Annotated in this window: 28 protein-coding genes; 15 read left to right on the forward strand and 13 right to left on the reverse strand. The window is 68.8% G+C overall.

Annotated elements, in window-relative coordinates; translation table 11 throughout:
• Positions 1-95 precede the first annotated feature (95 nt).
• From ACQY4O_RS10205 to ACQY4O_RS10215, 3 genes are read right to left on the reverse strand one after another with little or no spacing between them, the layout of a single operon-like run.
• On the reverse strand, positions 96-1,511 hold the full coding sequence (locus ACQY4O_RS10205; RefSeq protein ID WP_428376276.1) for an FAD-binding oxidoreductase: 1,416 nt from the start codon (positions 1,509-1,511) through the stop codon (positions 96-98).
• Positions 1,511-2,467 (reverse strand): dihydrodipicolinate synthase family protein, encoded by a 957-nt coding sequence (locus ACQY4O_RS10210; protein WP_428376277.1) that lies wholly within the window; start codon positions 2,465-2,467, stop codon positions 1,511-1,513. The genes ACQY4O_RS10205 and ACQY4O_RS10210 overlap by 1 nt, the downstream gene beginning before the upstream one ends.
• A gap of 27 nt (positions 2,468-2,494) precedes the next feature.
• Positions 2,495-3,301, reverse strand: a complete 807-nt coding sequence (locus ACQY4O_RS10215; protein WP_428378164.1) for a DeoR/GlpR family DNA-binding transcription regulator — start codon at positions 3,299-3,301, stop codon at positions 2,495-2,497.
• A 187-nt stretch (positions 3,302-3,488) separates the two neighbouring features.
• On the opposite strand from ACQY4O_RS10215, the gene ACQY4O_RS10220 reads away from it, so the two are divergent.
• The 6 genes from ACQY4O_RS10220 to ACQY4O_RS10245 are packed head-to-tail and all read left to right on the forward strand — an operon-like array spanning position 3,489 to position 9,678.
• A complete protein-coding gene (locus ACQY4O_RS10220) occupies positions 3,489-4,727 on the forward strand; it encodes an ADP-dependent glucokinase/phosphofructokinase (RefSeq protein WP_428376278.1) in 1,239 nt (412 codons plus the stop codon).
• Complete coding sequence (locus ACQY4O_RS10225; RefSeq protein WP_428376279.1) at positions 4,724-6,046, forward strand: ABC transporter substrate-binding protein; 1,323 nt, start codon at positions 4,724-4,726, stop codon at positions 6,044-6,046. Before ACQY4O_RS10220 ends, ACQY4O_RS10225 begins: the two co-directional genes overlap by 4 nt.
• Before the next feature lie 5 nt (positions 6,047-6,051).
• Complete coding sequence (locus tag ACQY4O_RS10230; protein ID WP_428376280.1) at positions 6,052-6,999, forward strand: carbohydrate ABC transporter permease; 948 nt, start codon at positions 6,052-6,054, stop codon at positions 6,997-6,999.
• A 1-nt stretch (position 7,000) separates the two neighbouring features.
• Positions 7,001-7,825 carry a carbohydrate ABC transporter permease gene (locus tag ACQY4O_RS10235; protein ID WP_428376281.1) on the forward strand — a complete coding sequence of 275 codons (825 nt, stop codon included), beginning with the start codon at positions 7,001-7,003 and terminating at the stop codon, positions 7,823-7,825.
• A gap of 18 nt (positions 7,826-7,843) precedes the next feature.
• The gene (locus ACQY4O_RS10240; RefSeq protein WP_428376282.1) at positions 7,844-8,617 is read left to right on the forward strand and encodes an SDR family NAD(P)-dependent oxidoreductase; all 774 of its coding nucleotides are present in this window, start codon (positions 7,844-7,846) and stop codon (positions 8,615-8,617) included.
• 29 nt (positions 8,618-8,646) lie between these two features.
• Positions 8,647-9,678, forward strand: coding sequence for a hypothetical protein (locus tag ACQY4O_RS10245; protein WP_428376283.1), 1,032 nt, complete (start codon positions 8,647-8,649; stop codon positions 9,676-9,678).
• Between the two features lie 186 nt (positions 9,679-9,864).
• Here the strand turns inward: ACQY4O_RS10245 and ACQY4O_RS10250 are convergent, their stop codons facing one another.
• Complete coding sequence (locus tag ACQY4O_RS10250) at positions 9,865-10,761, reverse strand: LysR family transcriptional regulator (RefSeq protein WP_428376284.1); 897 nt, start codon at positions 10,759-10,761, stop codon at positions 9,865-9,867.
• Positions 10,762-10,867: 106 nt separating this feature from the next.
• Between ACQY4O_RS10250 and ACQY4O_RS10255 the strand changes: the two genes are divergently transcribed.
• The 8 genes from ACQY4O_RS10255 (at position 10,868) to ACQY4O_RS10290 (ending at position 18,679) form a co-directional block, all read left to right on the forward strand.
• On the forward strand, positions 10,868-11,629 hold the full coding sequence (locus tag ACQY4O_RS10255; protein ID WP_428376285.1) for an SDR family NAD(P)-dependent oxidoreductase: 762 nt from the start codon (positions 10,868-10,870) through the stop codon (positions 11,627-11,629).
• A 329-nt stretch (positions 11,630-11,958) separates the two neighbouring features.
• Positions 11,959-12,843, forward strand: a complete 885-nt coding sequence (locus ACQY4O_RS10260; RefSeq protein WP_428376286.1) for a helix-turn-helix transcriptional regulator — start codon at positions 11,959-11,961, stop codon at positions 12,841-12,843.
• A 96-nt stretch (positions 12,844-12,939) separates the two neighbouring features.
• Positions 12,940-13,971 (forward strand): aspartate-semialdehyde dehydrogenase, encoded by a 1,032-nt coding sequence (locus ACQY4O_RS10265; RefSeq protein ID WP_428376287.1) that lies wholly within the window; start codon positions 12,940-12,942, stop codon positions 13,969-13,971.
• A 276-nt stretch (positions 13,972-14,247) separates the two neighbouring features.
• Positions 14,248-14,688 (forward strand): succinate dehydrogenase, cytochrome b556 subunit, encoded by a 441-nt coding sequence (gene sdhC / locus ACQY4O_RS10270; protein WP_428376288.1) that lies wholly within the window; start codon positions 14,248-14,250, stop codon positions 14,686-14,688.
• Positions 14,689-14,711: 23 nt separating this feature from the next.
• Entirely contained in the window at positions 14,712-15,104 is a 393-nt protein-coding gene (sdhD, locus tag ACQY4O_RS10275; protein WP_428376289.1) for a succinate dehydrogenase, hydrophobic membrane anchor protein, read from the forward strand.
• 21 nt (positions 15,105-15,125) lie between these two features.
• Positions 15,126-16,961, forward strand: a complete 1,836-nt coding sequence (gene sdhA / locus ACQY4O_RS10280) for a succinate dehydrogenase flavoprotein subunit (protein WP_428376290.1) — start codon at positions 15,126-15,128, stop codon at positions 16,959-16,961.
• Positions 16,962-17,032: 71 nt separating this feature from the next.
• On the forward strand, positions 17,033-17,815 hold the full coding sequence (locus tag ACQY4O_RS10285; RefSeq protein WP_428376291.1) for a succinate dehydrogenase iron-sulfur subunit: 783 nt from the start codon (positions 17,033-17,035) through the stop codon (positions 17,813-17,815).
• A 201-nt stretch (positions 17,816-18,016) separates the two neighbouring features.
• A complete protein-coding gene (locus ACQY4O_RS10290; RefSeq protein WP_428376292.1) occupies positions 18,017-18,679 on the forward strand; it encodes a tyrosine-protein phosphatase in 663 nt (220 codons plus the stop codon).
• A 154-nt stretch (positions 18,680-18,833) separates the two neighbouring features.
• Here ACQY4O_RS10290 and ACQY4O_RS10295 read toward each other — a convergent pair whose 3' ends face one another.
• The 5 genes from ACQY4O_RS10295 to ACQY4O_RS10315 all read right to left on the reverse strand — a co-directional run bounded on the left by ACQY4O_RS10295 (position 18,834) and on the right by ACQY4O_RS10315 (position 22,900).
• Positions 18,834-19,343: a helix-turn-helix domain-containing protein gene (locus tag ACQY4O_RS10295; RefSeq protein WP_428376293.1), complete on the reverse strand. Its 510-nt coding sequence runs from the start codon at positions 19,341-19,343 to the stop codon at positions 18,834-18,836.
• A gap of 72 nt (positions 19,344-19,415) precedes the next feature.
• Complete coding sequence (gene lnt, locus ACQY4O_RS10300) at positions 19,416-20,936, reverse strand: apolipoprotein N-acyltransferase (RefSeq protein WP_428376294.1); 1,521 nt, start codon at positions 20,934-20,936, stop codon at positions 19,416-19,418.
• Between the two features lie 46 nt (positions 20,937-20,982).
• Positions 20,983-21,825, reverse strand: coding sequence for a GNAT family N-acetyltransferase (locus tag ACQY4O_RS10305; protein ID WP_428378165.1), 843 nt, complete (start codon positions 21,823-21,825; stop codon positions 20,983-20,985).
• Between the two features lie 2 nt (positions 21,826-21,827).
• A complete protein-coding gene (locus tag ACQY4O_RS10310; RefSeq protein ID WP_428376295.1) occupies positions 21,828-22,352 on the reverse strand; it encodes a Fur family transcriptional regulator in 525 nt (174 codons plus the stop codon).
• 137 nt (positions 22,353-22,489) lie between these two features.
• Positions 22,490-22,900, reverse strand: coding sequence for a MucR family transcriptional regulator (locus ACQY4O_RS10315; RefSeq protein ID WP_428376296.1), 411 nt, complete (start codon positions 22,898-22,900; stop codon positions 22,490-22,492).
• Between the two features lie 117 nt (positions 22,901-23,017).
• Between ACQY4O_RS10315 and ACQY4O_RS10320 the strand changes: the two genes are divergently transcribed.
• Positions 23,018-23,245: a sulfurtransferase TusA family protein gene (locus ACQY4O_RS10320; RefSeq protein ID WP_428376297.1), complete on the forward strand. Its 228-nt coding sequence runs from the start codon at positions 23,018-23,020 to the stop codon at positions 23,243-23,245.
• 48 nt (positions 23,246-23,293) lie between these two features.
• On the opposite strand, the gene ACQY4O_RS10325 is transcribed toward ACQY4O_RS10320, so the two are convergent.
• Genes ACQY4O_RS10325 through ACQY4O_RS10340 form a run of 4 tightly spaced genes read right to left on the reverse strand, consistent with a single transcriptional unit; the run spans position 23,294 to position 25,741 of the window.
• On the reverse strand, positions 23,294-23,749 hold the full coding sequence (locus ACQY4O_RS10325; protein ID WP_428376298.1) for a GNAT family N-acetyltransferase: 456 nt from the start codon (positions 23,747-23,749) through the stop codon (positions 23,294-23,296).
• A complete protein-coding gene (gene tsaB, locus ACQY4O_RS10330) occupies positions 23,749-24,483 on the reverse strand; it encodes a tRNA (adenosine(37)-N6)-threonylcarbamoyltransferase complex dimerization subunit type 1 TsaB (protein WP_428376299.1) in 735 nt (244 codons plus the stop codon). Before tsaB ends, ACQY4O_RS10325 begins: the two co-directional genes overlap by 1 nt.
• A 13-nt stretch (positions 24,484-24,496) precedes the next feature.
• Positions 24,497-25,171, reverse strand: coding sequence for a malonic semialdehyde reductase (locus ACQY4O_RS10335; protein WP_428376300.1), 675 nt, complete (start codon positions 25,169-25,171; stop codon positions 24,497-24,499).
• A gap of 9 nt (positions 25,172-25,180) precedes the next feature.
• On the reverse strand, positions 25,181-25,741 hold the full coding sequence (locus tag ACQY4O_RS10340) for a NifU family protein (protein WP_428376301.1): 561 nt from the start codon (positions 25,739-25,741) through the stop codon (positions 25,181-25,183).
• Positions 25,742-25,848 lie beyond the last annotated feature (107 nt).

Consider the following 25,848-nt stretch of genomic DNA (forward strand, 5'->3'; position numbering starts at 1 on the left):
TGTGTTCTTTTGGGGCGCCCTTGGTAGCGCTCCCTTTCATGTTAGTATGGTTTCCTCGGAGTTGCACAGGGCGTCCTTGCGTCTATGACCTCCCCTCAGAGCACCTTGCCGGGGTTGAGAAGGTTTCGCGGATCGAGCGCGTGCTTGATCGTGCGCATCAAAGCGAGCTCCACCGGATTGCGGGTGAAGGGCAGCCAGCGCTTCTTGCTCAGCCCGATCCCGTGCTCGGCGGACACCGTGCCGCCGAATTGCTGCACCGTCTCATAGACCGCCGCCTGGATCGCCTCCTTCGGCGGCGGCACCGCACCCGGCAGGCAGGCGACGATATGCAGGTTGCCGTCCGCGATGTGGCCGTAGAACAGGGCGACCACTCCTGGCAGGCGCTGCTCCAGGGCCCGACGGCAGCCCTGCGCGAAGGCATCGATCGCGCCGACCGGCAGGCCGATATCGAAGGCTTCGTGCATGCCCAGCAGCTGTACGAACTCGCCTGCCGCGTCGCGGGTGCGCCAGAACGCCTGCATTTCGGCCAACGACTGCGCGACGGCGGCATCCTCCGCGAGACCGGCCTCGGCCTGGCGCTCCAGCCAGGACTGGAAGCGTTCGGGGTCGATGGCGGCATCGCTGCCATGCGTCTCGACCAGCACGTAGAAGGCGTGACGGCCGGCCAGCGGGTTGCGCACCCCGCTTATGCCGGTGACCACGTCCCAGTAGTCGGGCCACATCACCTCGAAGGCGGAGAGCTGCGCGCCCAGCTCACGGCGCGCCGCGTGCAGCAGGGCCAGCACCTGCTCGTAGCTGCCGACGCCGCACATCGCCGCCGAGACGCAGGCCGGCTGCGGGAACAGCCGCAGGACGGCGCGGGTGATGATGCCCAGCGTGCCCTCGCTGCCGATGAACAGCTGCCGGAGATCATAGCCGGCATTGTTCTTCAGCATCTTGTTGAGGCTGGTCATGATGGTGCCGTCCGGCAGCACGACCTCCAGCCCGAGCACCAGCTCGCGCGCCATGCCGTAGCGCAGCACGCGGTTGCCGCCGGCGTTGGTCGCGAGGTTGCCGCCAATCGCGCACGAGCCGCGTGCGCCGAGATCGAGCGGCATCAGGTAGCCCTCATCCGCCGCGGCCTGCTGCACCGTCTCCAGGGGCGTGCCGGCGCGCACGGTGATGGTGGCGGCCGCCGGATCGATCTCCTCGACGCCCACCAGACGCTCGAGCGACAGCGCGATGCCGCCCGCGATCGGCAACGCGCCGCCGCACAGGCCGGTCAGGCCGCCCTGCGGCACCACCGCGACGCCGTGCTCGGCGCAGAGGCGCATCGCGGCAGCGACGCCCGCGGTGGTGTCGGGACGCACCACGGCCAGCGGCCGCACCGCGTCCAGCGAGCTCCAGTCGCACAGGTTGCGGAGCGGGATTGCGTCGCCGGCGAGCACGGCGTCGCCGAGCGCCGCCTGCAGGGCGGCCACGACGTCGCGGCCGGCCCGGGTTGCGTCGCGGGCGAGACCATCGTCCGGCATCAGGGCTGTTCCCCGGGCTGCTGGCGATGTTCCCCAGGCTGCTGGCGCCAGGTCGCCGGCGCCAGGCGGCGCAACCTGTCGAACGCCTCGGCGCCATAGCCGGCAGGTGCCGCGACCAGCGGCGCCCGCACCCGACGCCAGGCCTCGTCGCCGCGCTGGGCCGCCATGATCGACTTCAGCGCCGGCACGAACGGCCCGCGTATCAGGCCGGCGACCTCGAGCATGGTGGCCTCCGCGGACGCGCCCGCGAACATCGCCTGCACCGCGGCGGCAGCGATGTTGGACAGGCCGCAGATCGTGCCGGTGGCGCCCGCCTGCAGGCTGCGCGCGATGTCCGGCTCGTGCCCGACCAGGATGGCCAAGCCCGGCGCCGCCTGCCGGTAGGCCAGCACGCTGTCGAACCGGCCGCTGCTGTCCTTGACGCCGGCGACCAGCGCGCCGTGGCGCGTGCGCAGCGCCGCCGCGGTGGCGGGAGGCAGCGCGACACCGCTCACCTGCGGAATGTTGTAGAGCGTCAGCCGCAGCCGCGGATCATCGATGCCGTCGATCAACGTCGAGAAGGCCTCGGTCAGGCCCTCCGGCGTCACGTCGCGATAGTAGTAGGGCGGCAGCGCCAGCAGGTGGCTCAGGCCCAGGCCGAGCGCCTGGCGGGCCAGGGCGATCGCATCCGGGATGGCCGGCATGCCGACGCCGAGGCCGATGCGCGCGGGAGGGATGCCGTGCCGCAGCAGCGCGCGTGCGGCGGACAGCCGCTCGGCGGCGGAGAACGCGGTGCCCTCCCCGGTCGTGCCGAACAACAGCACGCCGTCGCAGCCGGACGCGACCAGCGACGCTGCGTGATCCGCGAGACGGCCCTCGTCGACCCCGCCGAGCGCATCGAGCGGTGTCGGCGAGGCAACCCAGTGCCCCTCGATGCAGTCGCCGGTTCCGGCGCGCGGCCTGTCGTTCGTCGGCATTTGATCCGGCATAATCGCCTCCCTGCTTCAGCTCGCCACGACAATCTTGACGCCCGCTTCCTCGAGCGCCGCCGCCAGCTCGCCCGCGGGCTGCGCGTCGGTGACGAGATATTCGACACGATCGAAATCGGCCACCAGGGCAAAGGCCTGGATGTCGAACTTGCTGCTGTCGGCGAGCAGGATGGTCCGTTCGCACGCTGCCATCATTTCCTTGGTGGCCGTCGCCTCTTCCAGCTTGCTGATCGAGCAGCCTTTCGCCGACAGGCCGGACACCCCGATCACCGCGGTGTCGACCGAGATCTGCGGCATGGCGGCGAAGCCGGCGAACCCGACCATGACCTTCGACGACGCGATGTAGGTGCCGCCGAGCACATAGACCGCCCGCACCGCCGCGTCCGGCAGCAGCGTCGGGATGTGCACGCTGTTGGTGACGATGGTGAGATCGCGCAGGTCGCGTATCGCATCGGCGAAGCAGGCGATGCTCGAACCGCCGTTGAGCATGAGGGTCTCGCGGTCACGGATCAGGCGTGCCGCCGCGCGGCCGATGCGCTCCTTTGCGTGCCGGTGCCGGTTCATGCGGCTGTCCAGGGTGGTCAGCGACGAAGTCACCAGACGCTCGCGCGGCACCGCGCCGCCATGCGTACGGACCAGCAGGCCGCGCTCCTCGAGCAGGGTCAGGTCGCGCCGGATGGTGTCGCGCGAGACGCCGAACAGGCTGACCAGCTCGCCGGCCGAGACCTGGCCGCGTTGCAGGACCAGCTCGACCAGCTTGGTCTGGCGGGCCGCCGGCAGGTTGGCGCTGGCCTCGTCTGGCTCACCGGCCCTGAGCAGCATGTCGTCCACCCGGCATCCTCCTCGCCGCTTCGACCGTACGCTTAGCACCACCCCGCACGGGAAACCAACCGCATGGCTTGACGACATGCACGATGTCGCAGATACCGGCATAAGCCCGCATGTTTCGCGGCAAGATGACGCAGGACGTCACGCGGCGGACCCCGGGGAGGGTGCCCAGGGAGGGTGTATGGTCGACTGGGCCAGCGAGTATCATCAGGCCGCGCTGCGTCTCGACGATCTGGTCGCGCGCGCGCGGCTGACGCTGTGCGGGCTGTCCGCCTGCGTCGATGCGACCTGCTCCCTGCATGACGCGCTGCCGGCACTCCTCGGCGCTAGCAATCCGCAGGCGGTGGCGTTCGGCGAACTCCTGCTCGCCCGCGCCACCGCCGGGATCGGCGGCGAGGTGCGCGTGGACTGGCCGGACGGCCCGGACTGGCTCGACCGTCGGCTGGCGTTCCGGCATGCGCTGGGCGGCACCGGGCCGCACGCAGCCCGGGTGCTGACCCATCTCGGCGCACCGGCGCTGCTGGCGCTCGCGACCCGCAGCCCCGAGCAGATGGCGGTGCTGGAGCCCCGGATGCGCCTTGCTCACGCTGGCCGGGCGATCGCGGTCGCGGACCTGTCGCCGATCAGGCCGAACGTCACCAAGATCTACATCTTCGAGTTCACCGCCGGGCGCCTGCTCGGCGCGGCCAGGCTCGCGCGGTCGTCGCGCATCATCGTGCGGTTCAACGATCCCGGCCTCGAGGACGACACCGAGTTTGCCGCCCTGAGCGCCCGGCTTGCCGCCCAGGCGGGCGCCGCGGTGCTGTCCGGCTATAACGGCATCGGCGGCGGCGACATGCGGGGCGCGCTGACCCTCACCCGGTCGCTGATCGCAGGATGGCAGTGCCACGAGCCGTTGCTGATCCATCTCGAACTGGCCGGCTACGATCGTGCGGCCTATCGCGATGCGGTGCTGGAGGGTCTCGCCGGGCAGATCACGTCGCTCGGGTTGAGCCTGTCCGAATACGAGGCGCTGATGCCCGCGCCGGCACCGCTCGCTGACGGCATGTCCGCCCTGGCGCAGCGCCTCGGCCTGCGGCGGGTCTGCGTGCATGCCGACAACTGGGCCGCCGCGGTGACCACCGGGGATGCGGACCGCGAACGCCAGGCGCTGATCACCGGCTGCCTGCTGGCCGGCGGCAGGGCGGCGTCGGGCACCGTCGCCAGACCGACGGGCGCGCATCCCGATGCGCAGTTCGAGGCTCCCCCGGCGCCGGCGGCACCGACGGGAAACTGGCAATTCGTTTGTGTCTCCGCGCCATACCTGCCCAGTCCTGCGACCACCCTGGGGCTCGGTGACACCTTCATGGCCGGATGCCTGCTGGTGCTCGGCCAAGGCGCTTCAGAACAAGACAAAATAGAACGGGGAACGTCAGCATGAAATTCACACAGAAGCTCGGTGCCACCCTGACCGTCACCGCTTCGCTGACCTGTGCCGGCGTCGCACAGGCCGCGACGACGATCACCATTGCGACCGTCAACAACGCCGACATGATCGTGATGGAGCACCTGTCGTCGCAGTTCGAGGCGCAGAATCCCGACATCAAGCTGCACTGGGTGACGCTCGAGGAGAACGTGCTGCGCCAGCGCGTGACCACCGACATCGCCACCCATTCCGGGCAGCTCGACCTCATCACCGTCGGCGTCTATGAGGTCCCGATCTGGGGCAAGCTCGGCTGGCTGTCGCCCTTCACCGACCTCCCGGCGAGCTACAACGCCGGCGACCTGCTCTCCCCGATCCGCAGCGCGCTCACCATCGACGGCAAGCTCGATGCGGTGCCGTTCTATGGCGAGAGCACGTTCACGATCTACCGGACCGACCTGTTCCGCGCCAGGAACCTGACCATGCCGGCGCATCCGACCTGGAGCCAGATCGCCGATCTGGCCGGCAAGGTCGGCGATCCGGGCCACGGCGTCTATGGGATCTGCCTGCGCGGCAAACCCGGCTGGGGCGAGAACATGGGACCGGTCGCCGACATGGCCAACAGCTTCGGTGGCCGCTTCTTCGACATGAAATGGAACCCGCAATTCACCTCTGCGCCTTGGAAACAGGCGGTGAATTTCTATGTCAAGCTGCTGCACGATTCCGGGCCGCCCGGCGTGGTCTCGAACGGCTACAACGAGACGCTGGCGCTGTTCGCCAGCGGCAAGTGCGCCATGTGGGTCGATGCCACGGTCTCGGCGAGTTTCCTCGACAACCCGTCGCAGAGCAAGGTCGCGGGCCACGTCGGCTATGCCGCGACGCCGTACCAGACCACCGCCGTCGGCTCGCACTGGCTGTGGGCCTGGACGCTCGCGGTGCCGAAGACCTCGCGCAAGGCCGATGCCGCCAAGCGTTTTGCGATCTGGGCGACGTCGCCCGCCTATATCGCGCTGGTCGCCAAGACCAACGGCTGGGGCTCGGTGCCGCCCGGAACCCGGACCTCGACCTACCAAAACGCGGACTATCTGAAGGCGGCGCCGTACGCGCCGGCGGTGCTCGCCGCCATGCAGAGCGCCGATCCGACCCATCCGGTCGACCAACCGGTGCCCTATACCGGGATCAGCTATGTCGGCATCCCGGAATGGCAGGATATCGGCACCGATGTCGGTCAGCAGATCGCCGCCGCGCTCTCGGGACAGGAGAGCGTCGATGCCGCGCTCAAGCAGGCGCAGGACGACACCGTGCGCGCGATGACACAGGGCGGCTACCTGCGGTAGCGACGATGAACGTCGCAGGCAGGTTGCCCGATCTTGCGGCCGGGGGCGGCGGGCGCGCCGCCGCCGGAGCGACTCCGCGCCGCCGCGCGCAGGCGCGGACCGCGATGCAGGCTCGGCTGATGCTGGCCCCTGCGGTGTCGGTGCTGCTCGTCTGGATGATCGTGCCGCTGGCGCTCACGCTGTGGTTCTCGTTCCAGCGCTACAACCTGCTGCGCCCGGCGACCGGGTTCGCGGGCTTGGACAACTATACCTACCTGCTGGGCGGCCACGATTTGTGGCGCTCGATCTGGAACACCGTCCTGCTGGTCGGCGGCGTGCTGGCGGCCACCATCGTGTTCGGCACGCTGACCGCGATACTGCTCGACCAGCCTCTGATCGGGCGTGGCATCCTGCGGCTGCTGTGCATTGCGCCGTTCTTCGTGATGCCGACGGTGAGCGCGCTGATCTGGAAGAACCTGCTGCTCAACCCGGTGACCGGCCTGTTCGCCTGGCTCGCGCATCTGGTGGATGCGACACCGATCGACTGGTTCTCGCAGGTGCCGCTGCTCGCGATCGGCATCATCGTTGCCTGGCAGTGGATCCCGTTCGCCACCCTCATCCTGCTCACCGCGCTGCAGTCGCTCGACCAGGAGCAGATGGAGGCGGCGCACATGGATGGCGCTGGTCCGCTTGGGCGGTTGCGCTACATCATGCTGCCGCATCTCGCGCGGCCGATCAGCATCGTGGTGATGATCGAGACCATCTTCCTGCTGTCGGTGTTCGCCGAGATCCTGGTCACCACCAGCGGCGGCCCGGGCAGTGCGAGCACCAACCTGCCCTACCTGGTCTACAAGACGGCGCTGCTGCGCTACGATGTCGGCGGCGCCTCGGCGGGTGGCATCGTCGCCGTGGTGCTCGCCAACATCGTGGCCTTCTTCCTGGTGCGCAGCGTCGCCACCAGCATGGAGCGCTGACATGCGACACTCCCCCCAGGCCAAGCGCGTCGCGCTGTCGGTGCTCGGCTGGATCGTCGGCGGCCTGACGTTCTTTCCGATCTTCTGGATGGCGATCACCTCGGTGAAGACCGAGGCGCAGGCGATCTCCTCGACGCCGCTGCTCTTCTTCCGGCCGACCTTCGAGAACCTCGAAACCATGCTCACCGGCGGCGACTACCTGCACTTCGCGACCAACAGCGCGATCGTCAGCATCGGTTCGACGCTCGCAGCCCTGCTGCTCGGCATTCCGGCCGCCTACGCGATGGCGTACTACCCGTCGCACAGGACGAAGGACCTGCTGCTGTGGATGCTGTCCACCAAGATGATGCCGTCGGTCGGCGTACTGGTGCCGGTGTACCTGATCTTCCGCGACGGCGGTCTGCTCGACACGCGCATCGGCCTGGTCGGGATCGACACGCTCGCCAACCTGCCGATCGCGGTATGGATGCTGTACTCGTTCTTCCGCGACGTGCCGCACGAGATCCTCGAAGCGGCGCGCATGGATGGCGCCGGCTTCCTGCAGCAGATGCTCTGGCTGCTGTTGCCGCTGGCCGCACCGGGCATCGCCGCCACCGGGCTGCTCTCGATCATCCTGAGCTGGAACGAGACCTTCTGGTCGATCAACCTCACCTCGTCGGACGCGGCGCCGCTCACCGCCTTCATCGCCTCGTTCTCCAGTCCCGAGGGATTGTTCTGGGCCCGGCTGTCGGCGGCCTCGCTGCTGGCGATCGCGCCGATCCTGGCACTCGGCTGGATGACGCAGCGGCAACTGGTGCGCGGCCTCACCTTCGGCGCCGTCAAGTAAGCGCAGCAGGAGAATACGATGTACCTGGAGAAATACCGGCTGCACGGCCGCACCGCCTTCATCACCGGCGCCGGACGCGGCATCGGGCTGGCCGCGGCGCATGCCTTCAGCGAGGCCGGCGCGCGGGTGGTGATTTCGGATCATTCCGAGACACTGCTTGCGGAAGGCGTCGCCACCCTGCGCGAAGCCGGCCGCGACGCGCACGGCGTGGTGCTCGATGTCACCCGGTCCGATGACGTGAAGCGGGTTGCCGACGACATCGAACAGAAATTCGGCCCGGTCGACATCCTGTTCGCCAATGCCGGCATCGCCTGGCCCGACACCGGCGGCGAGGACATGACCGACGAGGTCTGGCTTCGGGTGATCGACGTCAACCTCAACGGCGTGTTCTGGTGCTGCCGCGCCTTCGGCGCGCACATGCTGGAGCGCGGACGCGGCAGCATCGTCACCACCGGCTCGATGTCCGGCCTGATCTGCAACCGCCCGCAAAGGCAGGCGCACTACAATGCCGCCAAGGCCGGCGTGCACCATCTGAGCCGGTCGCTCGCAGGCGAATGGGCCGCGCGCGGCGTACGCGTCAACAGCATCGCTCCGGGCTACATCGATACCGCGATGTCCGGCGGCGGCCTGCGCACCGCCGGCCTCGGCGAGGTCTGGCTCGAGGCCACCCCGATGCGCCGCGCCGGAACCGCCGAGGAGATCGCCTCGGTGGCGCTGTTCCTCGCCTCGGACGCATCGAGCCTGCTGACCGGCGCCGTCATCGTCGCCGACGCCGGCTACTGCGTCTGGTAATGACCCCTTTCACCGACAGGACAACACCAATGACCCGGATGGACCAGAAGCTGCGCAACATTCGCGCGGGACGCTACACGCACTCCGACTTCATGATCGCCGACGCCAAGGATGCCGACATGGGCGGCGGTATCCGCATGGGCGGCCCGCGCCGCCGAAAGGATGGCAGCACCGACGGCTGGCGCACCCGGCGCGAGTTCCTCGACAGCATCAAGGCCGTCGTGGCCCAGGACATCGTCGACATCATGCTGGTCTCGGCGTCGAACCTCGAAGTGCTCACCGAGGAGGGCACCTTCCGCAACAGCCAAGTGCAGACCGCGATCCGCGCCAACGAGACCACCGACGTCTGGGGTGGCCTGCGGCACGGCAACTACGTCACCCACAGGTCGATCCCGCACAGTTCCGCGGTGCTGCCACGCATCATGTACGGCACCGCAACAGCGACGCCGGACGCACCAGTCACCGGCACCGATCTCGGCCTGTATTCGATGACGATCAATAACGACCTTGCCGCCGACCTCGCGTCGCTGGAGGCGTACAAGACGTTCCGCGCCGAGGCGAGCCAGATCGGCTTCCGGCATTTCCTCGAGGTGTTCAACCCGAACACCGCGACCGGGCTAGACCGCGACGCCATCGGCTGCCTGCTGAACGACCATATCGTGCGCTGCCTGGCCGGCGTGATGAAGGCCGACCGCCCGCTATTCCTCAAGATCCCGTTCAACGGGCCGGCGGCGCTCGAGGAACTCGCGACCTTCGATCCCTCGCTCGTCGTCGGCGTGCTCGGCGGTGGCGCCGGCACCACGCGCGACACCTTCGAGCTGGTGCACCAGGCGGAACGCCACGGTGCGCGGCTGGCGCTGTTCGGCCGCAAGATCAATCTCGCGGAGGACCCGCTGGCGCTGATCGCGCTGATGCGTCAGGTGGTCGATCAGGCCCTCTCGCCGCAGGAGGCGGTGCGGGCCTATCATGGTGGTCTGCAGGAGAGCGGCATCACGCCGACACGATCCCTGCAGGAGGACCTCGCGATCACCGAGGCGCCGTTGCAGCACGCGAAAAGCTAGCGGCGCTCCAAAGCCTGTTTGAAAACGCCTGCTGCTGGATGAGAGCGGCCCACGGGGCCGCGGCCGGCGCGTCTTTCCGAGCACCGAAGCGGAGCGGCCGTCTGGCCGTGAGCATCGGCGCGCAAGAAAGGCGCCCAACCTTGAAAGCAGGGGGATCGCCAGCAGCAGGCGTTTGCAAACAGGCTGTCAGGCCGGCCGCATGTGCGGACCGAGCACGCCGATCAGCCAATCGACGAAGACGCGCACGCGCGGCGATAGCTGTCGGCTGCTGGGATAGAGGACCGAGACCGGAGTCGGGGCGGGCGCATAGTCGGCAAGCACCTCGACCAGCGCGCCTGTCGCAAGGTCCGCGGCAAAGCGGTGCCGCGGCGCCTGCGCCAGGCCGAGCCCGAGCAACGCCGCCGCGGCGCTGGTGTCCGCACCGCTGACCAGGAGACGCGCCGGCAGCACCCGCTCGATCGTCCGACCGTCATAGGTGAATTCGAGCGGCAGGACCTGGCCGGTGCGCGAGGACATGAACCCGATCATGACATGTCCAGCCAGTGCGTCGGGCGAGGCCGGGATGCCGTGGCTTGCGAGGTAGGCAGGGCTGGCGCAGGTGGTCTCCTCCAGCAGCCCAAGGCGGCGCACGATCAGGGTGCTGTCGACCGGCTCGCCCGCGCGCACCACGCAGTCGACGCCTTCACGCACGAGATCGACGAACCGTTCGCCCTCGCCGAGCTGGACGGTGAGCGCAGGGTGGCGCGCCAGGAAGGCGGCCAGTTCGGGCAGGATGAGCGTGCGTGCCAGGTTGCCGGCGACGTCGACCCTGAGGAGCCCGCTGACCACGCCACCGGCGCCCCGGTCCGCCGCCTCGAGGTCGTTCAGGATTGTCGCGCAGTGCCGGTAGTACGCCTCGCCCTCGATGGTCGGCGAGACATGACGCGTGGACCGCTGCAGCAGCCGGGTCCCCAGCCTCTGCTCGAGCCGCTTGATGGCGGCTGTCGCGACCGGTCTCGAGATATGCAGGTCCGCCGCGGCGGCGCTGAAGCTGCGGCGGTCGACGATGCGGATGAAGAGCTCGAGAGTGGCAAGCCGGTCCATGGCAGTCCGTTCCGTCCCGCGAAACAATGATGTCCGTCGCGGCACCCTGCCAAGGCCTCCGCCGGGCGCCCAGGTACCGGATGTTCAATGACAGGAAGGTAATCCCATGCCCGAGCAGAACCGGATCGCGATCGTAACCGGCGGCAGTCGCGGCCTCGGCCGTGCCACGGTGCTGGCACTCGCCGCGCGCGGCGTCAGCTCCGTCTTCACCTACAACTCGAACCGGGCCGAGGCCGACAAGGTCGTGGCACTGGCCGAAGCGGCCGGGGTCCGGGCCGCTTCCTTGCCACTCGATGTCGGCCGGATCGCCAGCTTCGGGGATTTCGCCGGCCGCCTGCGGCATGTGCTGGCCGAGTGGGGGACCGACCGGTTCGACTACCTGGTCAACAATGCCGGCATCTCGCACCACAACAGCATCGAGACCACGACGCAAGACGAGTTCGACGCACTCTACGACGTCCACTTCAAGGGCGTGTTCTTCCTGACGCAGACGCTGCTGCCGCTGATCAGGGATGGTGGCCGGATCGTCAATGTCTCGTCGGGACTGACCCGCATCATCTTCCCCGGCAGCGCCGCCTACGCGGCGATGAAGGGAGCGGTGGAAGTGCTGACGAAGTATCTGGCCAAGGAACTCGGGCCGCGCCGGATCGCCGTCAATGTGGTGGCGCCCGGCGCCGTCGCCACCGATTTCAGCGGCGGCATGGTTCGCGACAATCCGGCGGTGAACAAGCAGGTCGCCGAGATGACGGCGCTGGGCCGGGTCGGGCTGCCCGACGATATCGGCCCGATGATCGCCGCCCTGCTGTCCGAGGATAATCGCTGGATCAACGCCCAGCGGATCGAGGTTTCCGGCGGCCTGTCGATCTGACCGGCGTGGATACGCTGGTAGGGTGCTGAAAAAGCAAGGCCAGCGCGCTGCCCTGGTCCCGCTGGGGCCCCGTCTTGGAGCAGTGGCGGCCCCAGACCCTGATTCTTAAGTTCAAGGATTTCACAGGCTTGCCTTTGATGGGCTTGAGCCGCGAAGCGGATCGAGGGGGCAAAGCCCTTGGCCTTCGTTCGTTGCGCCAAGCATGACTCGTTTCCGAGCTTTCCAGCAGCCTGTTACAGTAGCCTGTTACAGCAGCATCAATCGCACCGTCCGCCCCCGGCGGCTTCATGGTAAAGTAGTAAAACTATCGGGGTATGGTGGCTACCAGGATGAGCGACGTCGTGACGCCGGGGCATCGGCTCGGCACCTACCTGAAGGATCGCCGCAGGCGGCTCGATCCGGCGGCGTTCGGGCTGCCGGCGGAGCGGCGCCGGACACCGGGCCTGCGTCGCGAGGAGGTCGCGCAGCGCGCCAGCATCAGTCCGACCTGGTACACCTGGCTCGAGCAGGGGCGTGGCGGTGCCCCGTCCGCCGACGTGCTGAACCGCATCTCGCGCGCCCTGATGCTGACGGATGTCGAGCGCGAGCATGTCTTCCTGCTCGGTCTCGGTCGGCCGCCGGAGGTACGCTACCGCAAGGAGGACGGCGTCACCCCGCGGCTGCAACGTGTGCTCGACGCGCTGGACCCCTGCCCCGCCCTCATCCGGACCGCCACCTGGAACGTGGTCGCGTGGAACCGGGCCGCCACCGTGATGCTGGCCGACTACGCGGCAATGCCGCCGGAGCAGCGCAACGTCCTGCGCTTCATCTTCCTCGATCCCAAGGTGCGCGCCGCCCAGTACGACTGGGAGAGTGTGGCGCGCCTGGTGGTGGGCGCCTTCCGGGTGGATGCGGCACGCGCCGGGGCGGCGGCGGAGGTGGAGCCTCTGGTCGAGGAACTCTGCCGGCTCAGTCCGGAGTTCAAGGCGATGTGGCGCGACAACGACGTCCGCGGCAACGGCGAGGGCGCCAAGCACATCCGGCATCCGATCCTCGGCCCGATCGCCTTCGACCATTCGGCGTTCGCAGTCGATGGCCGGCCCGACCTGAGCATGGTGGTGTACAATCCGGCGACGCCGGCCGATCGCGACAAGATCAGGTCACTGGTCGATGCCGCGCAGGCTCCCGGGGCCGCGCAGGCTTCCGGGGCCGCGCAGGCTTCCGGGGCCGCCTGATCATCGCGGATGCTTGCCGCGGCCCGGTGCCGCTTGCTACCCCCACCCACGCCGCCCATCTCTGCCGTTCGGGCGCAAGCGCAGCAGGGGAACATCATGGGGTATCGGGTAGCCGTCGTCGGCGCCACCGGGGCGGTCGGGCGCGAGATCATCAAGACGCTGTCCGAGCGCGAGTTTCCCGTCGACGAGATCGTGGCGCTGGCGTCGCCGCGTTCCACTGGTCAGGAAATATCCTTCGGCGACAAGACCGTGCTCAAGGTGCGCAACCTCGAGACCTTCGACTTCAAGGGCTGGGACATCGCGCTGTTCTCGCCGGGTGCGGCGGTCTCGGCGATCCATGCGCCGCGGGCGGCGGCGGCCGGCTGCGTGGTCATCGACAATACCAGCCAGTTCCGCATGGACCATGACGTGCCGCTGGTGGTCCCCGAGGTGAACCCGGACGCGCTGAAGAAGAACCTCAGGCGGCGCATCATCGCCAACCCGAACTGCTCGACGATCCAGCTGGTGGTAGCGCTCAAGCCGCTGCACGACCTGTTCACGGCGAAACGGGTGGTGGTCTCGACGTATCAGGCGGTGTCCGGCGCCGGCACGGAGGGTATGGACGAGCTGTTCACCCAGTCCAAGGGCAGCTTCGTCAACGACGCCGTCACCTCGGAGCAGTTCACCAAGCAGATCGCGTTCAACTGCATCCCGCATATCGACCGCTTCATGGAGGATGGTGCCACCAGGGAGGAGTGGAAGATGGCGGTCGAGACACGCAAGATCCTCGATCCGGACATCGCGGTCTTCGCCACCTGCGTGCGGGTGCCGGTGTTCATCGGCCATGCCGAGAGCGTGGTGGTCGAGTTCGAGGAGGCGGTGGATCTGGAGCAGGCGCGCGCGGTGCTGCGCGACAGCCCCGGCGTGATCCTGCACGACCATCGCGACGATGGCGGCTACGTGACCCCGGTGGAATGCGTCGGCGAGGATGCGGTCTATGTCAGCCGGCTGCGGGTCGATCCTTCGGTCAGGAACGGCCTGGCGTTCTGGTGCGTGGCGGACAACCTGCGCAAGGGGGCGGCGCTGAACGCGGTGCAGATTGCCGAGACCATGATCGCCTTCGACCTATTCGACCGGAAGGCTGCCTGAGAATGCCCTACGCTGGCGATCCGACGCGCCTTTCCTGCGCTCCGATGCTCACGGCCAATCAGGCCGCTCCGCTTCGGTGCTCGTAAAGCCACGCCGGGGGGGCGCCTTCGGCGCCTCTCGCTCAGCGTAGAACATTCGCAGGCAGCCTTCGTGACCAGAATTGCTGCATGGCAAAATTATGCAGGCCGTTTCATTGACCGGTGTTCTGCCCGGGCGTAGGACGACTTGCCGGCCCGGGCTCCGGAGCCGCCTCGCAGGAAAGCAGCCGACTGCCTCATGAAGGATGTCCGCGACGCCCAGTACGTGGCGCACCGTAGCGACGGCACCATCGTCCGCCGCCCGATGTCCCCGCACCTGCAGGTCTATCGCCCGCAGCTCACCTCGGTGCTCTCGATCCTGAACCGCGCCTCCGGGGTCGCCATCTCGGCCGGCACCCTGTTGCTGGTGTGGTGGCTGGTCGCGGCGGCCAGCGGGCCGAAGCCGTTCCGGACGGTGCAGCATGTGATCGCCAACCCGATCGGGCTGCTGGTGCTGTTCGGCTGGACCCTGGCGCTGGCCTACCACTTCTTTGCCGGCATCCGTCACCTGGTCTGGGACAGCGGGCACGGCTTCAGCCTGCCGGCGACCCACCGCAGCGGCTGGCTCACGGTGGCGGCCACGATGGTCGCGACATTGCTGGTCTGGGCGATCGGATTGAGCCTGTGGCTCGGGGCCTAGGCGATGGTTCGGGAGGTCGGGCCATGAGCAACCAGCCGGGGCGCGTCGAGGTGATGCGCTCGCAACTCGGGCGCGCGCGCGGGCTGGGATCGGCGAAGTCGGGCGTTGAGCATTGGTGGGTCGAGCGGGTCACCGCGATCGCCCTGGTACCGCTCACCGTCTGGTTCGTGGTCTCGGTGCTGACCCTGCTGCATGCCGACCAGCCCGCGGTGCTGCACTGGGCGGGGCGCCCGGTCAACACGGTGCTGCTGCTGGCCACCGTGATCATGACCTTCCATCACATGCAGCTGGGCCTGCAGGTGGTCATTGACGACTACGTCAAGCAGAGCCACCTCGCGGTGACCCTGCTGAACAAGGGCGCGGCCCTGCTGCTGGGGCTGTTCTCGATCGTCGCAATTCTCAAGATGGCGTTCTGAGACGCCGGGATCGACCTGCCGATGAACGCCATGCCTCCCGGCTCCATGCCCCCCAGCGCGTCGCTGTCCAACGGCGCCTACAAGGTCGTCGACCATGCCTATGACGTGGTGGTGGTGGGCGCCGGCGGCTCCGGCCTCAGGGCGACCCTCGGCATGGTGGCCAGCGGCCTGAAGACCGCCTGCGTCACCAAGGTGTTCCCGACCCGCAGCCACACGGTGGCGGCGCAGGGCGGCATCGGCGCCTCGCTCGGCAACATGGCCGAGGACAACTGGCGCTGGCACATGTACGACACCGTCAAGGGCTCGGACTGGCTCGGCGACCAGGACGCCATCGAGTACATGTGCCGCGAGGCGGTGCCGGCGATCCATGAGCTCGAGCATTTCGGGGTGCCGTTCTCGCGCACCGAGGATGGCCGCATCTACCAGCGCCCGTTCGGCGGCCACATGTCGGACTACGGCAAGCAGCCGGTGCCGCGCGCCTGCGCCGCCGCCGACCGCACCGGGCACGCCATCCTGCACACGCTCTACCAGCAGAGCCTCAAGCACAACGCCGAGTTCTTCGTCGAATACTTCGCCCTCGACCTGATCATGGACGAGGACGGCGCCTGCCGCGGCGTCATGGCCTGGTCGCTCGAGGACGGCCAGATGCACCGCTTCCGCGCCAACATGGTGGTGCTGGCGACCGGCGGCTACGGCCGCGCCTACCAGTCCTGCACCTCGGCGCATACCTGCACCGGCGATGGCGGCGGCATGGCGATGCGCGCCGGGCTGCCGACGCAGGACATGGAGTTCGTGCAGTTCCACCCGACCGGCATCTTCCCGGCCGGCTGCCTGCTGACCGAGGGCTGCCGCGGCGAAGGCGGCTACCTCACCAACAGCGAGGGCGAACGGTTCATGGAGCGCTATGCGCCCACCGCCAAGGACCTTGCGTCCCGCGACGTCGTGTCGCGCTCGATGACCATCGAGATCAACGAGGGGCGCGGCTGCGGACCAAATGCGGACCACATCATGATGCATCTCGAGCATCTCGGCGCTGACCTGCTGCACGAACGGCTGCCCGGCATCTCGGAGACCGCGCGGGTGTTCGCCGGCGTGGATGTCACCCGCGAGCCGGTGCCGGTGCTGCCGACCGTGCACTACAACATGGGCGGCATTCCCACGAACTATCACGGCGAGGTGCTGCGCCCGACGCCGGGCAACCCGGATGCGATCGTGCCCGGGCTGATGGCGGTCGGCGAGGCCGCCTGCGTCTCGGTGCACGGCGCCAACCGGCTCGGCACCAACTCGCTGCTCGACCTTGTCGTGTTCGGCCGTGCGGCAGCACTGCGTGCCGCCGACATCGTCAAGCCGGGGGCGGCGATCGCGCCGTTGCCGACCGGCGCCGGCCAGGCGACACTCGAGCGCTTCGACAAGCTGCGCCACGCCGAGGGGGGCACCCGGGTCGCCACGCTGCGCGAGGAGCTGCAGCGGACCATGCAGGCGCACGCGGCGGTGTTTCGTTCCGGTGACAGCCTGACCCAGGGCGTCGGCAAGATACGCAACCTCTGGACCGGACTTTCGGACGTGTCGGTGTCGGACCGGTCGCTGATCTGGAACAGCGACCTGATGGAGGCGCTGGAGTTCGAGAACCTGATCGCCAACGGCACCGTGACGATGGCGAGTGCGGAGAACCGCGAGGAAAGCCGCGGGGCGCATGCGCATGACGATTTCCCCGAGCGCGACGATGCCGGCTGGATGAAGCACAGCGTCTCGCATCTCGACGCCAAGGGCGACGTCGCGATCACCTACCGCCCGGTGCGGATGCAGACCCTGACCAACGAAGTGTCGGTGTTTCCACCCAAGAAGCGCGTGTATTAGAATTGGGGTCTGGGGCCTAAGGCCCCAGCGGGTCCAGGGCAGCGCCCTGGCCTTACGCCGGAGCCAAGCCGATGGTTGAACTCACTCTCCCGAAGAACAGCAGGATCGGCCGCGGCCGCACCTTCAAGGCTCCGGCCGGCGCGAAACGGGTCAAGGAATTCAAGGTCTATCGCTGGAATCCGGACGATGGCGAGAACCCGGTGCTGGACAGCTACGAGCTCGACCTAGACGCGATCGGTCCGATGGTGCTGGACGCGCTGATCCACATCAAGAACGACGTCGACCAGACCCTGACCTTCCGCCGCTCCTGCCGCGAGGGCATCTGCGGCTCCTGCGCGATGAACATCGACGGCACCAACACGCTCGCCTGCCTGAAGCCGATCGAGGAGGTCAAGAAGGCGGTCAGCGTCTATCCGCTGCCGCACATGCCCGTCGTCAAGGACCTGGTTCCCGATCTCACCCAGGCCTACGCGCAGCTGCGTTCGGTCGAGCCGTGGCTGAAGACCGACACCGCGCCGCCGCCAGACGGCGAGCGCCGGCAGAGCATCGAGGAGCGTGCGGTGCTGGACGGCATGTGGGAGTGCATCCTGTGCTTCTGCTGCACCACCGCCTGCCCGTCCTACTGGTGGAACGGCGACCGCTATCTGGGTCCGGCCACCCTGCTGGCAGCCTATCGCTGGATTGCCGACAGCCGCGACGAGTTCACCGGCGAGCGGCTCGACGCGCTGGAGGATCCGCTCAAGCTGTATGGCTGCCGTACCATCATGAACTGCACCCAGACCTGTCCGAAGGGGCTGAACCCGGCCCAGGCGATCGGCAAGATTAAGCAGCTGCAACTCCAACGGAAGGGCTGAGAGAGAGAGACTGCCTGATAATGCTACTACGGCGGTCATCCAGCGCGGCGTTCTGCGCTTCCGGTGCTCACGGCCGAAAAGGCCGCTTCGCTCCGGTTCTCGAACGCCACGCCGGCCGGCGCCAAGGTGGCGCCTCTGACTCGCCGTAGCGCATTCTCAGGCAGTCTCTGATCGACGGTCGCCGCGTGCTATCGTTGCGCCATGTTTGACGACGTTCTGAATGGTCGCGCCGGTCGCAAGGCGGCGTGGCGCGATAGCCTGCTGGTCGATCACGGCATCTTCCGCACCGTCTGGTCGAACTTCGCGCCGGTGCTGGCGGGGCGGGTGTATCGCTGCAACCATCCGACCCCGGCGCGGCTCTCCGACCTCGCCTCGCGCTACCACATCCGCACGCTGATCAACCTGCGCGGGCACCGCCGCTGCGGCTCCGACGCGCTCTCGCGCGAGGCGGCCCGGGAGCTTGGTCTGGCGCATGTCGACATGGCGTTCGAAAGCCGCGGCGCGCCGCATCGCGAGCGCATCCTGCGCTTCGCGCAGATCTATCGCAGCGTCGCGTTCCCGATCCTGATGCACTGCAAGTCCGGCGCCGACCGGGCCGGCCTCGCCTCCGGGCTGGTGATCATGTTCGAGGGGGGCACCGCGGCCGAGGCGCTGCAACAGCTGTCCTGGCGGTTCGGCCACTTCAACCGCTCACGCACCGGGATCCTGGACGCGTTCTTCCTGCGCTACCAGCGCGAGGCGGAAGGCAGGCTGTCCTTCCTGGACTGGGTGCGTGACGACTATGACGAGGCCGCCCTGAAACGCGACTTCGTCTCCGGCAGCCTGGCGAGCTTCGTCAACGATAAAGTGCTGCGCCGCGAATAGCGTGCTTCGTCAGGCATCAGAGGCTGTTTGCAAACGCCTGATGCTGGATGAGAGCGGCCCGCAGGGCCGCGGCCGGCGCGACTTTTCGAGCACCGCAGCGGAGCGCAGGAAAGCCGCGTCGGATCGCCAGCAGCAGGCGTTTGCAGACAGCCTCCTACTCTGTGCGTTCTGGGGGCGGCCCCATGGACTTAACCAGGTCAAGCACCCGCTTGCGCACCGGCAGTTCGCTGATCCGGTAGTAGGCGCGCACGAGGTCGACCGTCTCCTTGCGGGTGAACAGGTCGTCGCTGCCGCCGAAGCCTTCCTGGCTCTCGGCAAACCCGGTGGCCTGCTGCAGGCTGGAACGGGCACCGCTGGCGGCATAGGGCGCCGGCAGGTCGTCGAAGAAGAAGCTGACCGGAACGTCGAGCACGCGCGAGAGGTCGAACAGCCGCGAGGCGCCGACACGGTTGGCGCCGCGCTCGTATTTCTGCACCTGCTGGAAGGTCAGGCCGAGGCTGTCACCGAGCCGTTCCTGAGACATGCCGAGCAGTGTCCGCCGCAGCCGGATGCGGCTGCCGACATGCACATCGATCGGGCTCGGGCGCGAGTCGCGCTCTCCGGAACCGGCACCGGCTTCGCCGGCAGGCAAGGAAGGGTCTCGGGCAGCAGCGATTCGCGACATGGATCCCTCGACTTAACGGTGTCTTGATAGGTAAACGCGCAACCCTAAGCTGTCAAGCTTAACAGGTTCGCGTTATACTTGAGACTTGTCGCTGACTTTCGGGGTGTTCCGGGCCCTGCCGCGATGCGCGGCTCGGAACGGCCTCAACCCAAGGCTGCAAGCCAGCAGGGCTGCGACCAGCGGCATCCACAAGCCCAGGCGTGCGAACAGCGTCGGCGGCAGCGGCGCCGGCAACGCCACCGCCAGGCTGCCGGCCCGTCCCCATCCCAGTTCGCCGAGCCGTCGGCCATAGCCGTCATAGGCGCCGGAGATGCCGGTATTGGCGGCTCGCGCCAGCGGCAGCCCCTCCTCGACCGCGCGCATACGCGCCGACTGCAGGTGCTGGTGCGGACCGGCGCTGTCGCCGTACCAGGCATCGTTGGTGATGTTGAGCAGCCAGCGCGGCCGGTCATCTGCCGCCACCACCGCGCCGGGGAAGATCACCTCGTAGCAGATCAGGGTGCCGAACCCGGCCAGCCCCGGCAGGTGCAGGGTGCGCAGGCCGGGGCCGGGCACGAAGCCGCCGCCGGGGACGACCTGGAAGGGCAGGCCGGCGGGCTGGTACTCCCCGAACGGCACCAGATGCGCCTTGTCGTAGAGGGCCGCGATGCCGCCATCGGGCCGGAGTGCCACCATGCTGTTGCGCGGACGGCCGTCGGCGCCGAAGCGGACGCTGCCGATCAGCCCCGCCGCTGCGGACGGCGCCTGCGCCATGATGATCGCGCGCGCCTGCGCGTCCTCGTCGAGCAGGCCGGGAAAGGCGCTCTCCGGCCAGGCGAACACCCACGCGCGCCCCGCGACACGCGCCTGCGCGCTTGCCCCGGCGGCCCCTTCGGCAGTCAGGCGCAGGGTGGTCCGGAAGGCCTGCACGGCGGTATCGCGGTCGAGCTTCTCGCTCTCGGGGATGTTGCCCTGGACCAGCAGCACGATCGGACCGGGAGCTCCCACCGGCCGGATGTGGCCGAGGCGAAGCGTGCCGGCCGCCGCCCACAGCGCCAGCAGCAGCAGGCTGGCCGCAACCCCGCGCCGTCCGAGGATCGGCAGGCAGGCCGCAAGCACGGTCAGCAGGGTCAGCCCGGGCACGCCGATCCACGAAGCGGGCTGGATCATGACGTCGCCGGCATGCGATGGCCATTCCCAGCTGCTGCCGAGCGGGTTCCAGGGGAAGCCGGTGAACAGGAACTCGCGTGCCAGGTCCGACAGCGTCCAGAGCCCGGCGAATGCGGCCACGCGGCGCCAGCCGGCTGGCGCCAGGGTGGCCAGCGCGCACGGCACCGCCGTGCAGCAGGCCAGCGGGATGGCGCAGAGCGGGGTCGCCAGCGGCACCGCCCACCAGAACAGGTCGAGCCGGGTCAGGATGGCGTTGGTGATCCAGTAGAGGCCGGCGCAGTAGTAGCCGAAGCCGAAGCCGAAACCCTGCAGCAGGGCGCCCTTGACATTGCTCCGGCCCAGCCGCGCCAGGAGCCAGGGCAGGGTCAGCCACAGGATGCCGGTCAGGCCGAACGGCGGCAGCGCCAGCGCCGACAGGGCACCGAGCAGGATTGCGAGCAGCATGGCGGGCAGCGTTGCAGAAGGGTCGCGATGCAGACGGCGAGCCGGTTCAGTCGAGCGCGTCGCGCAGCTGGCGCTCGTAGTGGCGGTAGTATTTGTCGGTGATGAGGTCGGTCTTGACCACCACCGCGACATCCGTGGTGTTGAACTGCCGGTCGACCACGGCCCCGTCGCCGATGAAGCCTCCCAGGCGCAGGTAGCCCTTGATCAAGGGCGGCAGCTGCTGCTGCGTGCGCTTGTGGTCGAGGCCGGCCGGATCGCAGCGGCGCATCTCGATATGCCGCTCGGGCACCGCGCGCAGCCGCAGCGCCGGCGGGGCGAGGTGGTTGTGGTAGAGATAGGTCAATTCGGGCGCCAGCCGGTCCGGATCCGTGCCGGGCAGGCTGGCGCAGCCGAACATGACGTCGATGCGGTGCAGGAACACGTAGGCGGCGATGCCGCGCCACAGCAGCTGCATGGCGGCGCGCCCGCGATAGGCCGGATCGACGCAGGACCGGCCGAGCTCAAGCAGGCGTCCGGGAAAGCCGGTGATGCGGCTGATGTCGTACTCGTCGGACGTGTAGAACCGGCCGACCCGCTCGGCACCCTCGTTCTGCACCAGGCGATAGGTGCCGACCACGCCACGCGGCCCCGAGCCGAGCGCGTGGTCGATGACCAGCAGATGGTCGGCGACCTCGTCGAACGCGTCGATGTCCCGCTTCAGGCGCCGCGCCGTGTCGTCGGGCTGCGCGCCCATCTCCTCGTAGAAGATGCGATAGCGCAGCGCCTGCGCCGCATCGCGCTCGGCGGCGCTGACGGCGATGCGGACGCCGAGATTGCCGGCGCGCAGTTCGCCGAATCCGCCATCGTGCTTCGGCGCCGACAGCGTCGGCGTTGCGATCGGAGTGGTCAGGCTCACCGCATCGCTCCGTCCCGGTTGCGCAGAGGTGCCTCATGTCGCGCGCCATCCTGATCCGGCGCGGCGACCGTGTCGGCCGCCTCCGGCAAGCGAGCGGGATCGGCAGCACCGGCCGCGATCCGCCGGCGCCCGAACAGTTCCATGCGATGGGAGACGAGGTCGAACCCGAGCCGGGCCGCGATCTGTCGCATCAACTGCTCATGCTCCGCATCCTCGAACTCGATCACGCGGCCGGTCTCGATATCGATCAGATGGTAGTGGTGCCCGTGCTCGGTGGCTTCGTAGCGCGCCCGGCCGCCGCCGAAATCGCGGCGTTCCAGGATGCCCTTCTCCTCGAGCAGGCGCACCGTCCGGTACACCGTCGCCACCGAGATGCGGCTGTCGAGTGCGGCGGCCCGGCGATACAGCTCCTCGACATCGGGATGGTCTTCCGCTTCGGACAGCACCTTGGCGATCACCCGCCGCTGGCCGGTCATTTTCAGGCCGCGATCGACGCACAGCCGCTCTATGCGGGATGCCATCGCACCACGCCCCCGTCCTTTGCACCAGGGCGGTCCGGGAGATAAAGGCGACCGTTCATCTGAGGCGGCGTATCCCAAGACCCTCGACCTTGTCGAATCGTGACCGAACTCCGCCGCGGCGGCGGCGGCCCCGGACTTTAGCGCGCAACCCGGCGCTTGGTGCCGAGGCCGATCTGCTTGGCCAGCGAGGAACGATGGCGCGCATAGCTCGGCGCCACCATCGGGTAGTCGGCCGGCAGGTTCCAGCGCTCGCGATACTGCTCCGGCGTCATGTTGTAGGCGGTCTTGAGGTGCCGCTTGAGCATCTTGAGCTTCTTGCCGTCCTCGAGGCAGATGATGTGGTCGGGGAAGATCGACTTCTTGACCGCGACCGCCGGCTGCGGCTTGTCCACCGGGGCGCTGTCGCGGCCGACATCGGCGAGCGTGCGATAGACGTCGGCGATCAGGCCCGGCAGTGCATCGGACTGCACAGGGTTGTTGGACACATGGGCCGAGACGATCTGGGCGGTCAGTCCCAGCACGCCCGGTTGCCCCACCTGATCGGTCATGTCCGTGCCCCTTGGCCACCAATACTCGCAATCCATATAAATGTTATTCCGATTCCCGCAATGTGTATTCCGCCTTACTCCGTTGACAACGCTACCTCGAAGAGCTTCCCCGCCGCTATGCCTGACCATCATCTCGACATCACCCGCGAGACCTGCCCGATGACGTTCGTGCGCACCAGGCTGGCCCTGGACCGCATCGTTCCGGGCGAGGTCCTGCATGTGCTGCTCTCCGGCGGCGAGCCGCACCGCAACGTGGTCGGCAACGCAAGCAGCCTCGGCCATGCGGTGATCGCCGACGAGCCGCGCGCCGACGGGATCAGGCTGGTATCGATCCGCCGCCTGTAGTGCAGCAACCCAAACAGACCGAACCGGTCTGTTTGGGTTAAAGCTGCGCTATATCAATGTTCTATTGCAGGCGAGCGCACCCGACAGCAGCAGGGCGTCGGCGCCATCGGCGTAGTAGCCGCGCCGGCGACCGACCTCGACGAAGCCGCGGCGGCGATAGAGCGCCAGCGCCGGCGCATTGCCGTCCGCGACCTCCAGCAGCATCAGGCGGGCGCCGCGCCCGGCGCACTCCGTCATTCCGGCATCGAGCAGCCCGCCCGCCACCCCGGCGCCGCGCGCCGCCGGCCGCACGCCGATGGTCAGCACCTCGCTTTCGTCGCCCGCAACCCGGAACAGGGCCAGCCCGGCCGCGTCCGCGAGGACGGCGAAACAGCCGGGCAGGTCGAGCAGGCCGGCGAAGGCCAGCGCATCCCAGGTCTCGCCGCCGGCGAACGCGGCCGCATGCAGGGGTGCCAGGATCGCGGCCCAGTGCCGGCCGGCGACAGTGGCGATCCCTGCCCGCATCACGCCGGCGCCGGGCGCAATCCGCTGGCGGGAGGCCTCGCCTCGGGCGGATCGACATAGAGCGGCTGGACGACGAGCGGCGGCAGGCGGCCGGCCAGACGGTCGAGTGCCACGCCGGCGATCGCCAGCGGGTCGGGATGCGCGATGCCGAGTGCCTGCGCCGCCACTCCTGCCGCAGCCAGCGTTGCCGCGACCGTTTCGCTCGCGTCGCCGGCCAGCAGCACGAAACCGCTCTCTGCGCCGCGCTCCGGCCGCGGCAGGTCGGCCAGCATGCAGCCGACGGGTCCGCCCGGATCGCGGTCGAGGAAGATGCGTCCGCGTCGCGCCTGGGTCACGCACCATATTGGCGGTGCCTGCGCCCCGGCAGTATGCCGTAACGCCTGCTGTGCGGCTGTACGCCGCAACTCCTGCTCTGCGGCTGTACGCCGCAACGCCTCGCCGGTCGTCACCCCGATCAGCCTGCCGCCGCTGCCGAGGCTCAGGCCATGCGCCAGCGCCAGGGTCGCGCGCAGGCCGGTGAAGCTGCCGGGTCCGACGATGGCGGCGATGAGGTCGATCGTCGCCATGGTCCAGCCTGCGCCGGCGACCAGGTCGCGCAACTGCCCCGCCAACCGCTCCGCCCCGCCGCGTCCCGGAACGCACAGATCGCCCAGCAGAACCGGTCGCTCCGCGACGGCGCTCACCAGCGCCAGCCTGCCATCCGCACCGGAGCCGTCGAGCACCAGGATGTGCATGACGAAACGCGCGCTACAGCAGCAGGCAGGCTTCGTCGAAGGCCAGCCGGGGCAGACGCGGATGCGACGGTTCGCCGTCGGCATAGCCAAGATTGAGCAGGAAGTTCGAGCGCCAGCCCTGGCCGGAGAGGAAGATCTCGTCGACCTTGTCGGCGTCGAAGCCGGACATCGGGGCCGCGTCGAGACCCAGCATGCGGGCCGCCAGGATCAGGTAGCCGCCCTGCAGGCTGGAATTGCGGGACGCGGTCTCTTCGGCCAGCACGATATCGGCGGCAAACCACGACCGCGCCTCGACATCCGGATACAGCCGCGGCAACTGCTCGTAGAAGAGCGGGTCCTGCGCCACGATCACGGTGACCGGGGCTGCCATCGTGCGCTCGACATTGCCCGACGAGAGCGCCGGCCGCAGCCGCTCGCGACTGTCCCGGCTGGTCAGGAACACGAACCGCCCCGGCGAGCAATTGCCGGAGGTCGGGCCGAGCTTCACCAGGTCGTAGAGCGCGTGCAGCATCGCCTCGGCGACAGGGATGTCACGCCAGCGTCGCGGCGTGCGCGCCGTGCGGAACACCTGCTCCAGCACCGCCTCGTCGACGCCGGGCGCAGGCGGCGGCCCAGGCGGCGGCGCGGCCTCGCCGGCTTCGTCGGCGGGCAGCCGGATCGTTTCGGACGGCTCCGTGCCCACCGCCATGGCCGCCCGTTACGCCTCGACCTGCTCGACCGACTGCACTTCCGGAACGTAGTGGCGCAGCATGTTCTCGACGCCGTGCTTCAGCGTGGCGCGGGACGACGGGCAGCCCGAGCAGGCACCCTGCATGTGCAGCCGGACGACGCCGTCGCGATAGCCGCGGAACACGATGTCGCCGCCGTCGCTGGCCACCGCCGGCCGCACACGGGTGTCGAGCAGTTCCTTGATCTGCGCCACCACCTCGCTGTCCTCCGGCAGCACGTCCTCCTCGGCGAGGTCGCCCTGCCCCTCGATCACCGGCCGGCCGGACACCACATGATCGACGATCACCGAAAGCACCATCGGCTTGAGTGCCAGCCAATCCACCGCGTCGGTCTTGCTGACGGTGATGAAGTCGCCGCCGAGGAAGACCCGCGCCACGCCGTCCAGCTCGAACAGGGCGGCCGCCAGCGGCGAGCGCGCGGCATTCTCCGGGCCGGAGAAATCGGCGGTGCCGGTGCCCATCACGTCACGGCCGCCCGGAATGAACTTCAGCGTGGCGGGGTTCGGGGTGTCCTCGGTCTCGATGAACATTTTGACTGCGATCCTGTGACGGGCCGGATGAGAGGCAAGCGTGTCGGGTTCTCATGTGGCAAGAAGCGCCCGGCAGGCAAGTGCTTGGCGTCGGAGTGCTGTTTCCA

It is taken from the genome of Lichenicoccus sp. (assembly GCF_965277665.1).
GTDB lineage: Bacteria > Pseudomonadota > Alphaproteobacteria > Acetobacterales > Acetobacteraceae > Lichenicoccus.

Bases quoted from the DNA above. Each gene is read 5' to 3' on its own strand.
- ACQY4O_RS10205 (WP_428376276.1), bottom strand. From the start codon at position 1,511: ATGCCGGACGATGGTCTCGCCCGCGACGCAACCCGGGCCGGCCGCGAC.
- ACQY4O_RS10210 (WP_428376277.1), bottom strand. From the start codon at position 2,467: ATGCCGACGAACGACAGGCCGCGCGCCGGAACCGGCGACTGCATCGAG.
- ACQY4O_RS10215 (WP_428378164.1), bottom strand. From the start codon at position 3,301: ATGCTGCTCAGGGCCGGTGAGCCAGACGAGGCCAGCGCCAACCTGCCG.
- ACQY4O_RS10220 (WP_428376278.1), top strand. From the start codon at position 3,489: ATGGTCGACTGGGCCAGCGAGTATCATCAGGCCGCGCTGCGTCTCGAC.
- ACQY4O_RS10225 (WP_428376279.1), top strand. From the start codon at position 4,724: ATGAAATTCACACAGAAGCTCGGTGCCACCCTGACCGTCACCGCTTCG.
- ACQY4O_RS10230 (WP_428376280.1), top strand. From the start codon at position 6,052: ATGAACGTCGCAGGCAGGTTGCCCGATCTTGCGGCCGGGGGCGGCGGG.
- ACQY4O_RS10235 (WP_428376281.1), top strand. From the start codon at position 7,001: ATGCGACACTCCCCCCAGGCCAAGCGCGTCGCGCTGTCGGTGCTCGGC.
- ACQY4O_RS10240 (WP_428376282.1), top strand. From the start codon at position 7,844: ATGTACCTGGAGAAATACCGGCTGCACGGCCGCACCGCCTTCATCACC.
- ACQY4O_RS10245 (WP_428376283.1), top strand. From the start codon at position 8,647: ATGACCCGGATGGACCAGAAGCTGCGCAACATTCGCGCGGGACGCTAC.
- ACQY4O_RS10250 (WP_428376284.1), bottom strand. From the start codon at position 10,761: ATGGACCGGCTTGCCACTCTCGAGCTCTTCATCCGCATCGTCGACCGC.
- ACQY4O_RS10255 (WP_428376285.1), top strand. From the start codon at position 10,868: ATGCCCGAGCAGAACCGGATCGCGATCGTAACCGGCGGCAGTCGCGGC.
- ACQY4O_RS10260 (WP_428376286.1), top strand. From the start codon at position 11,959: ATGAGCGACGTCGTGACGCCGGGGCATCGGCTCGGCACCTACCTGAAG.
- ACQY4O_RS10265 (WP_428376287.1), top strand. From the start codon at position 12,940: ATGGGGTATCGGGTAGCCGTCGTCGGCGCCACCGGGGCGGTCGGGCGC.
- sdhC (WP_428376288.1), top strand. From the start codon at position 14,248: ATGAAGGATGTCCGCGACGCCCAGTACGTGGCGCACCGTAGCGACGGC.
- sdhD (WP_428376289.1), top strand. From the start codon at position 14,712: ATGAGCAACCAGCCGGGGCGCGTCGAGGTGATGCGCTCGCAACTCGGG.
- sdhA (WP_428376290.1), top strand. From the start codon at position 15,126: ATGAACGCCATGCCTCCCGGCTCCATGCCCCCCAGCGCGTCGCTGTCC.
- ACQY4O_RS10285 (WP_428376291.1), top strand. From the start codon at position 17,033: ATGGTTGAACTCACTCTCCCGAAGAACAGCAGGATCGGCCGCGGCCGC.
- ACQY4O_RS10290 (WP_428376292.1), top strand. From the start codon at position 18,017: ATGTTTGACGACGTTCTGAATGGTCGCGCCGGTCGCAAGGCGGCGTGG.
- ACQY4O_RS10295 (WP_428376293.1), bottom strand. From the start codon at position 19,343: ATGTCGCGAATCGCTGCTGCCCGAGACCCTTCCTTGCCTGCCGGCGAA.
- lnt (WP_428376294.1), bottom strand. From the start codon at position 20,936: ATGCTGCTCGCAATCCTGCTCGGTGCCCTGTCGGCGCTGGCGCTGCCG.
- ACQY4O_RS10310 (WP_428376295.1), bottom strand. From the start codon at position 22,352: ATGGCATCCCGCATAGAGCGGCTGTGCGTCGATCGCGGCCTGAAAATG.
- ACQY4O_RS10315 (WP_428376296.1), bottom strand. From the start codon at position 22,900: ATGACCGATCAGGTGGGGCAACCGGGCGTGCTGGGACTGACCGCCCAG.
- ACQY4O_RS10320 (WP_428376297.1), top strand. From the start codon at position 23,018: ATGCCTGACCATCATCTCGACATCACCCGCGAGACCTGCCCGATGACG.
- ACQY4O_RS10325 (WP_428376298.1), bottom strand. From the start codon at position 23,749: ATGCGGGCAGGGATCGCCACTGTCGCCGGCCGGCACTGGGCCGCGATC.
- tsaB (WP_428376299.1), bottom strand. From the start codon at position 24,483: ATGCACATCCTGGTGCTCGACGGCTCCGGTGCGGATGGCAGGCTGGCG.
- ACQY4O_RS10335 (WP_428376300.1), bottom strand. From the start codon at position 25,171: ATGGCGGTGGGCACGGAGCCGTCCGAAACGATCCGGCTGCCCGCCGAC.
- ACQY4O_RS10340 (WP_428376301.1), bottom strand. From the start codon at position 25,741: ATGTTCATCGAGACCGAGGACACCCCGAACCCCGCCACGCTGAAGTTC.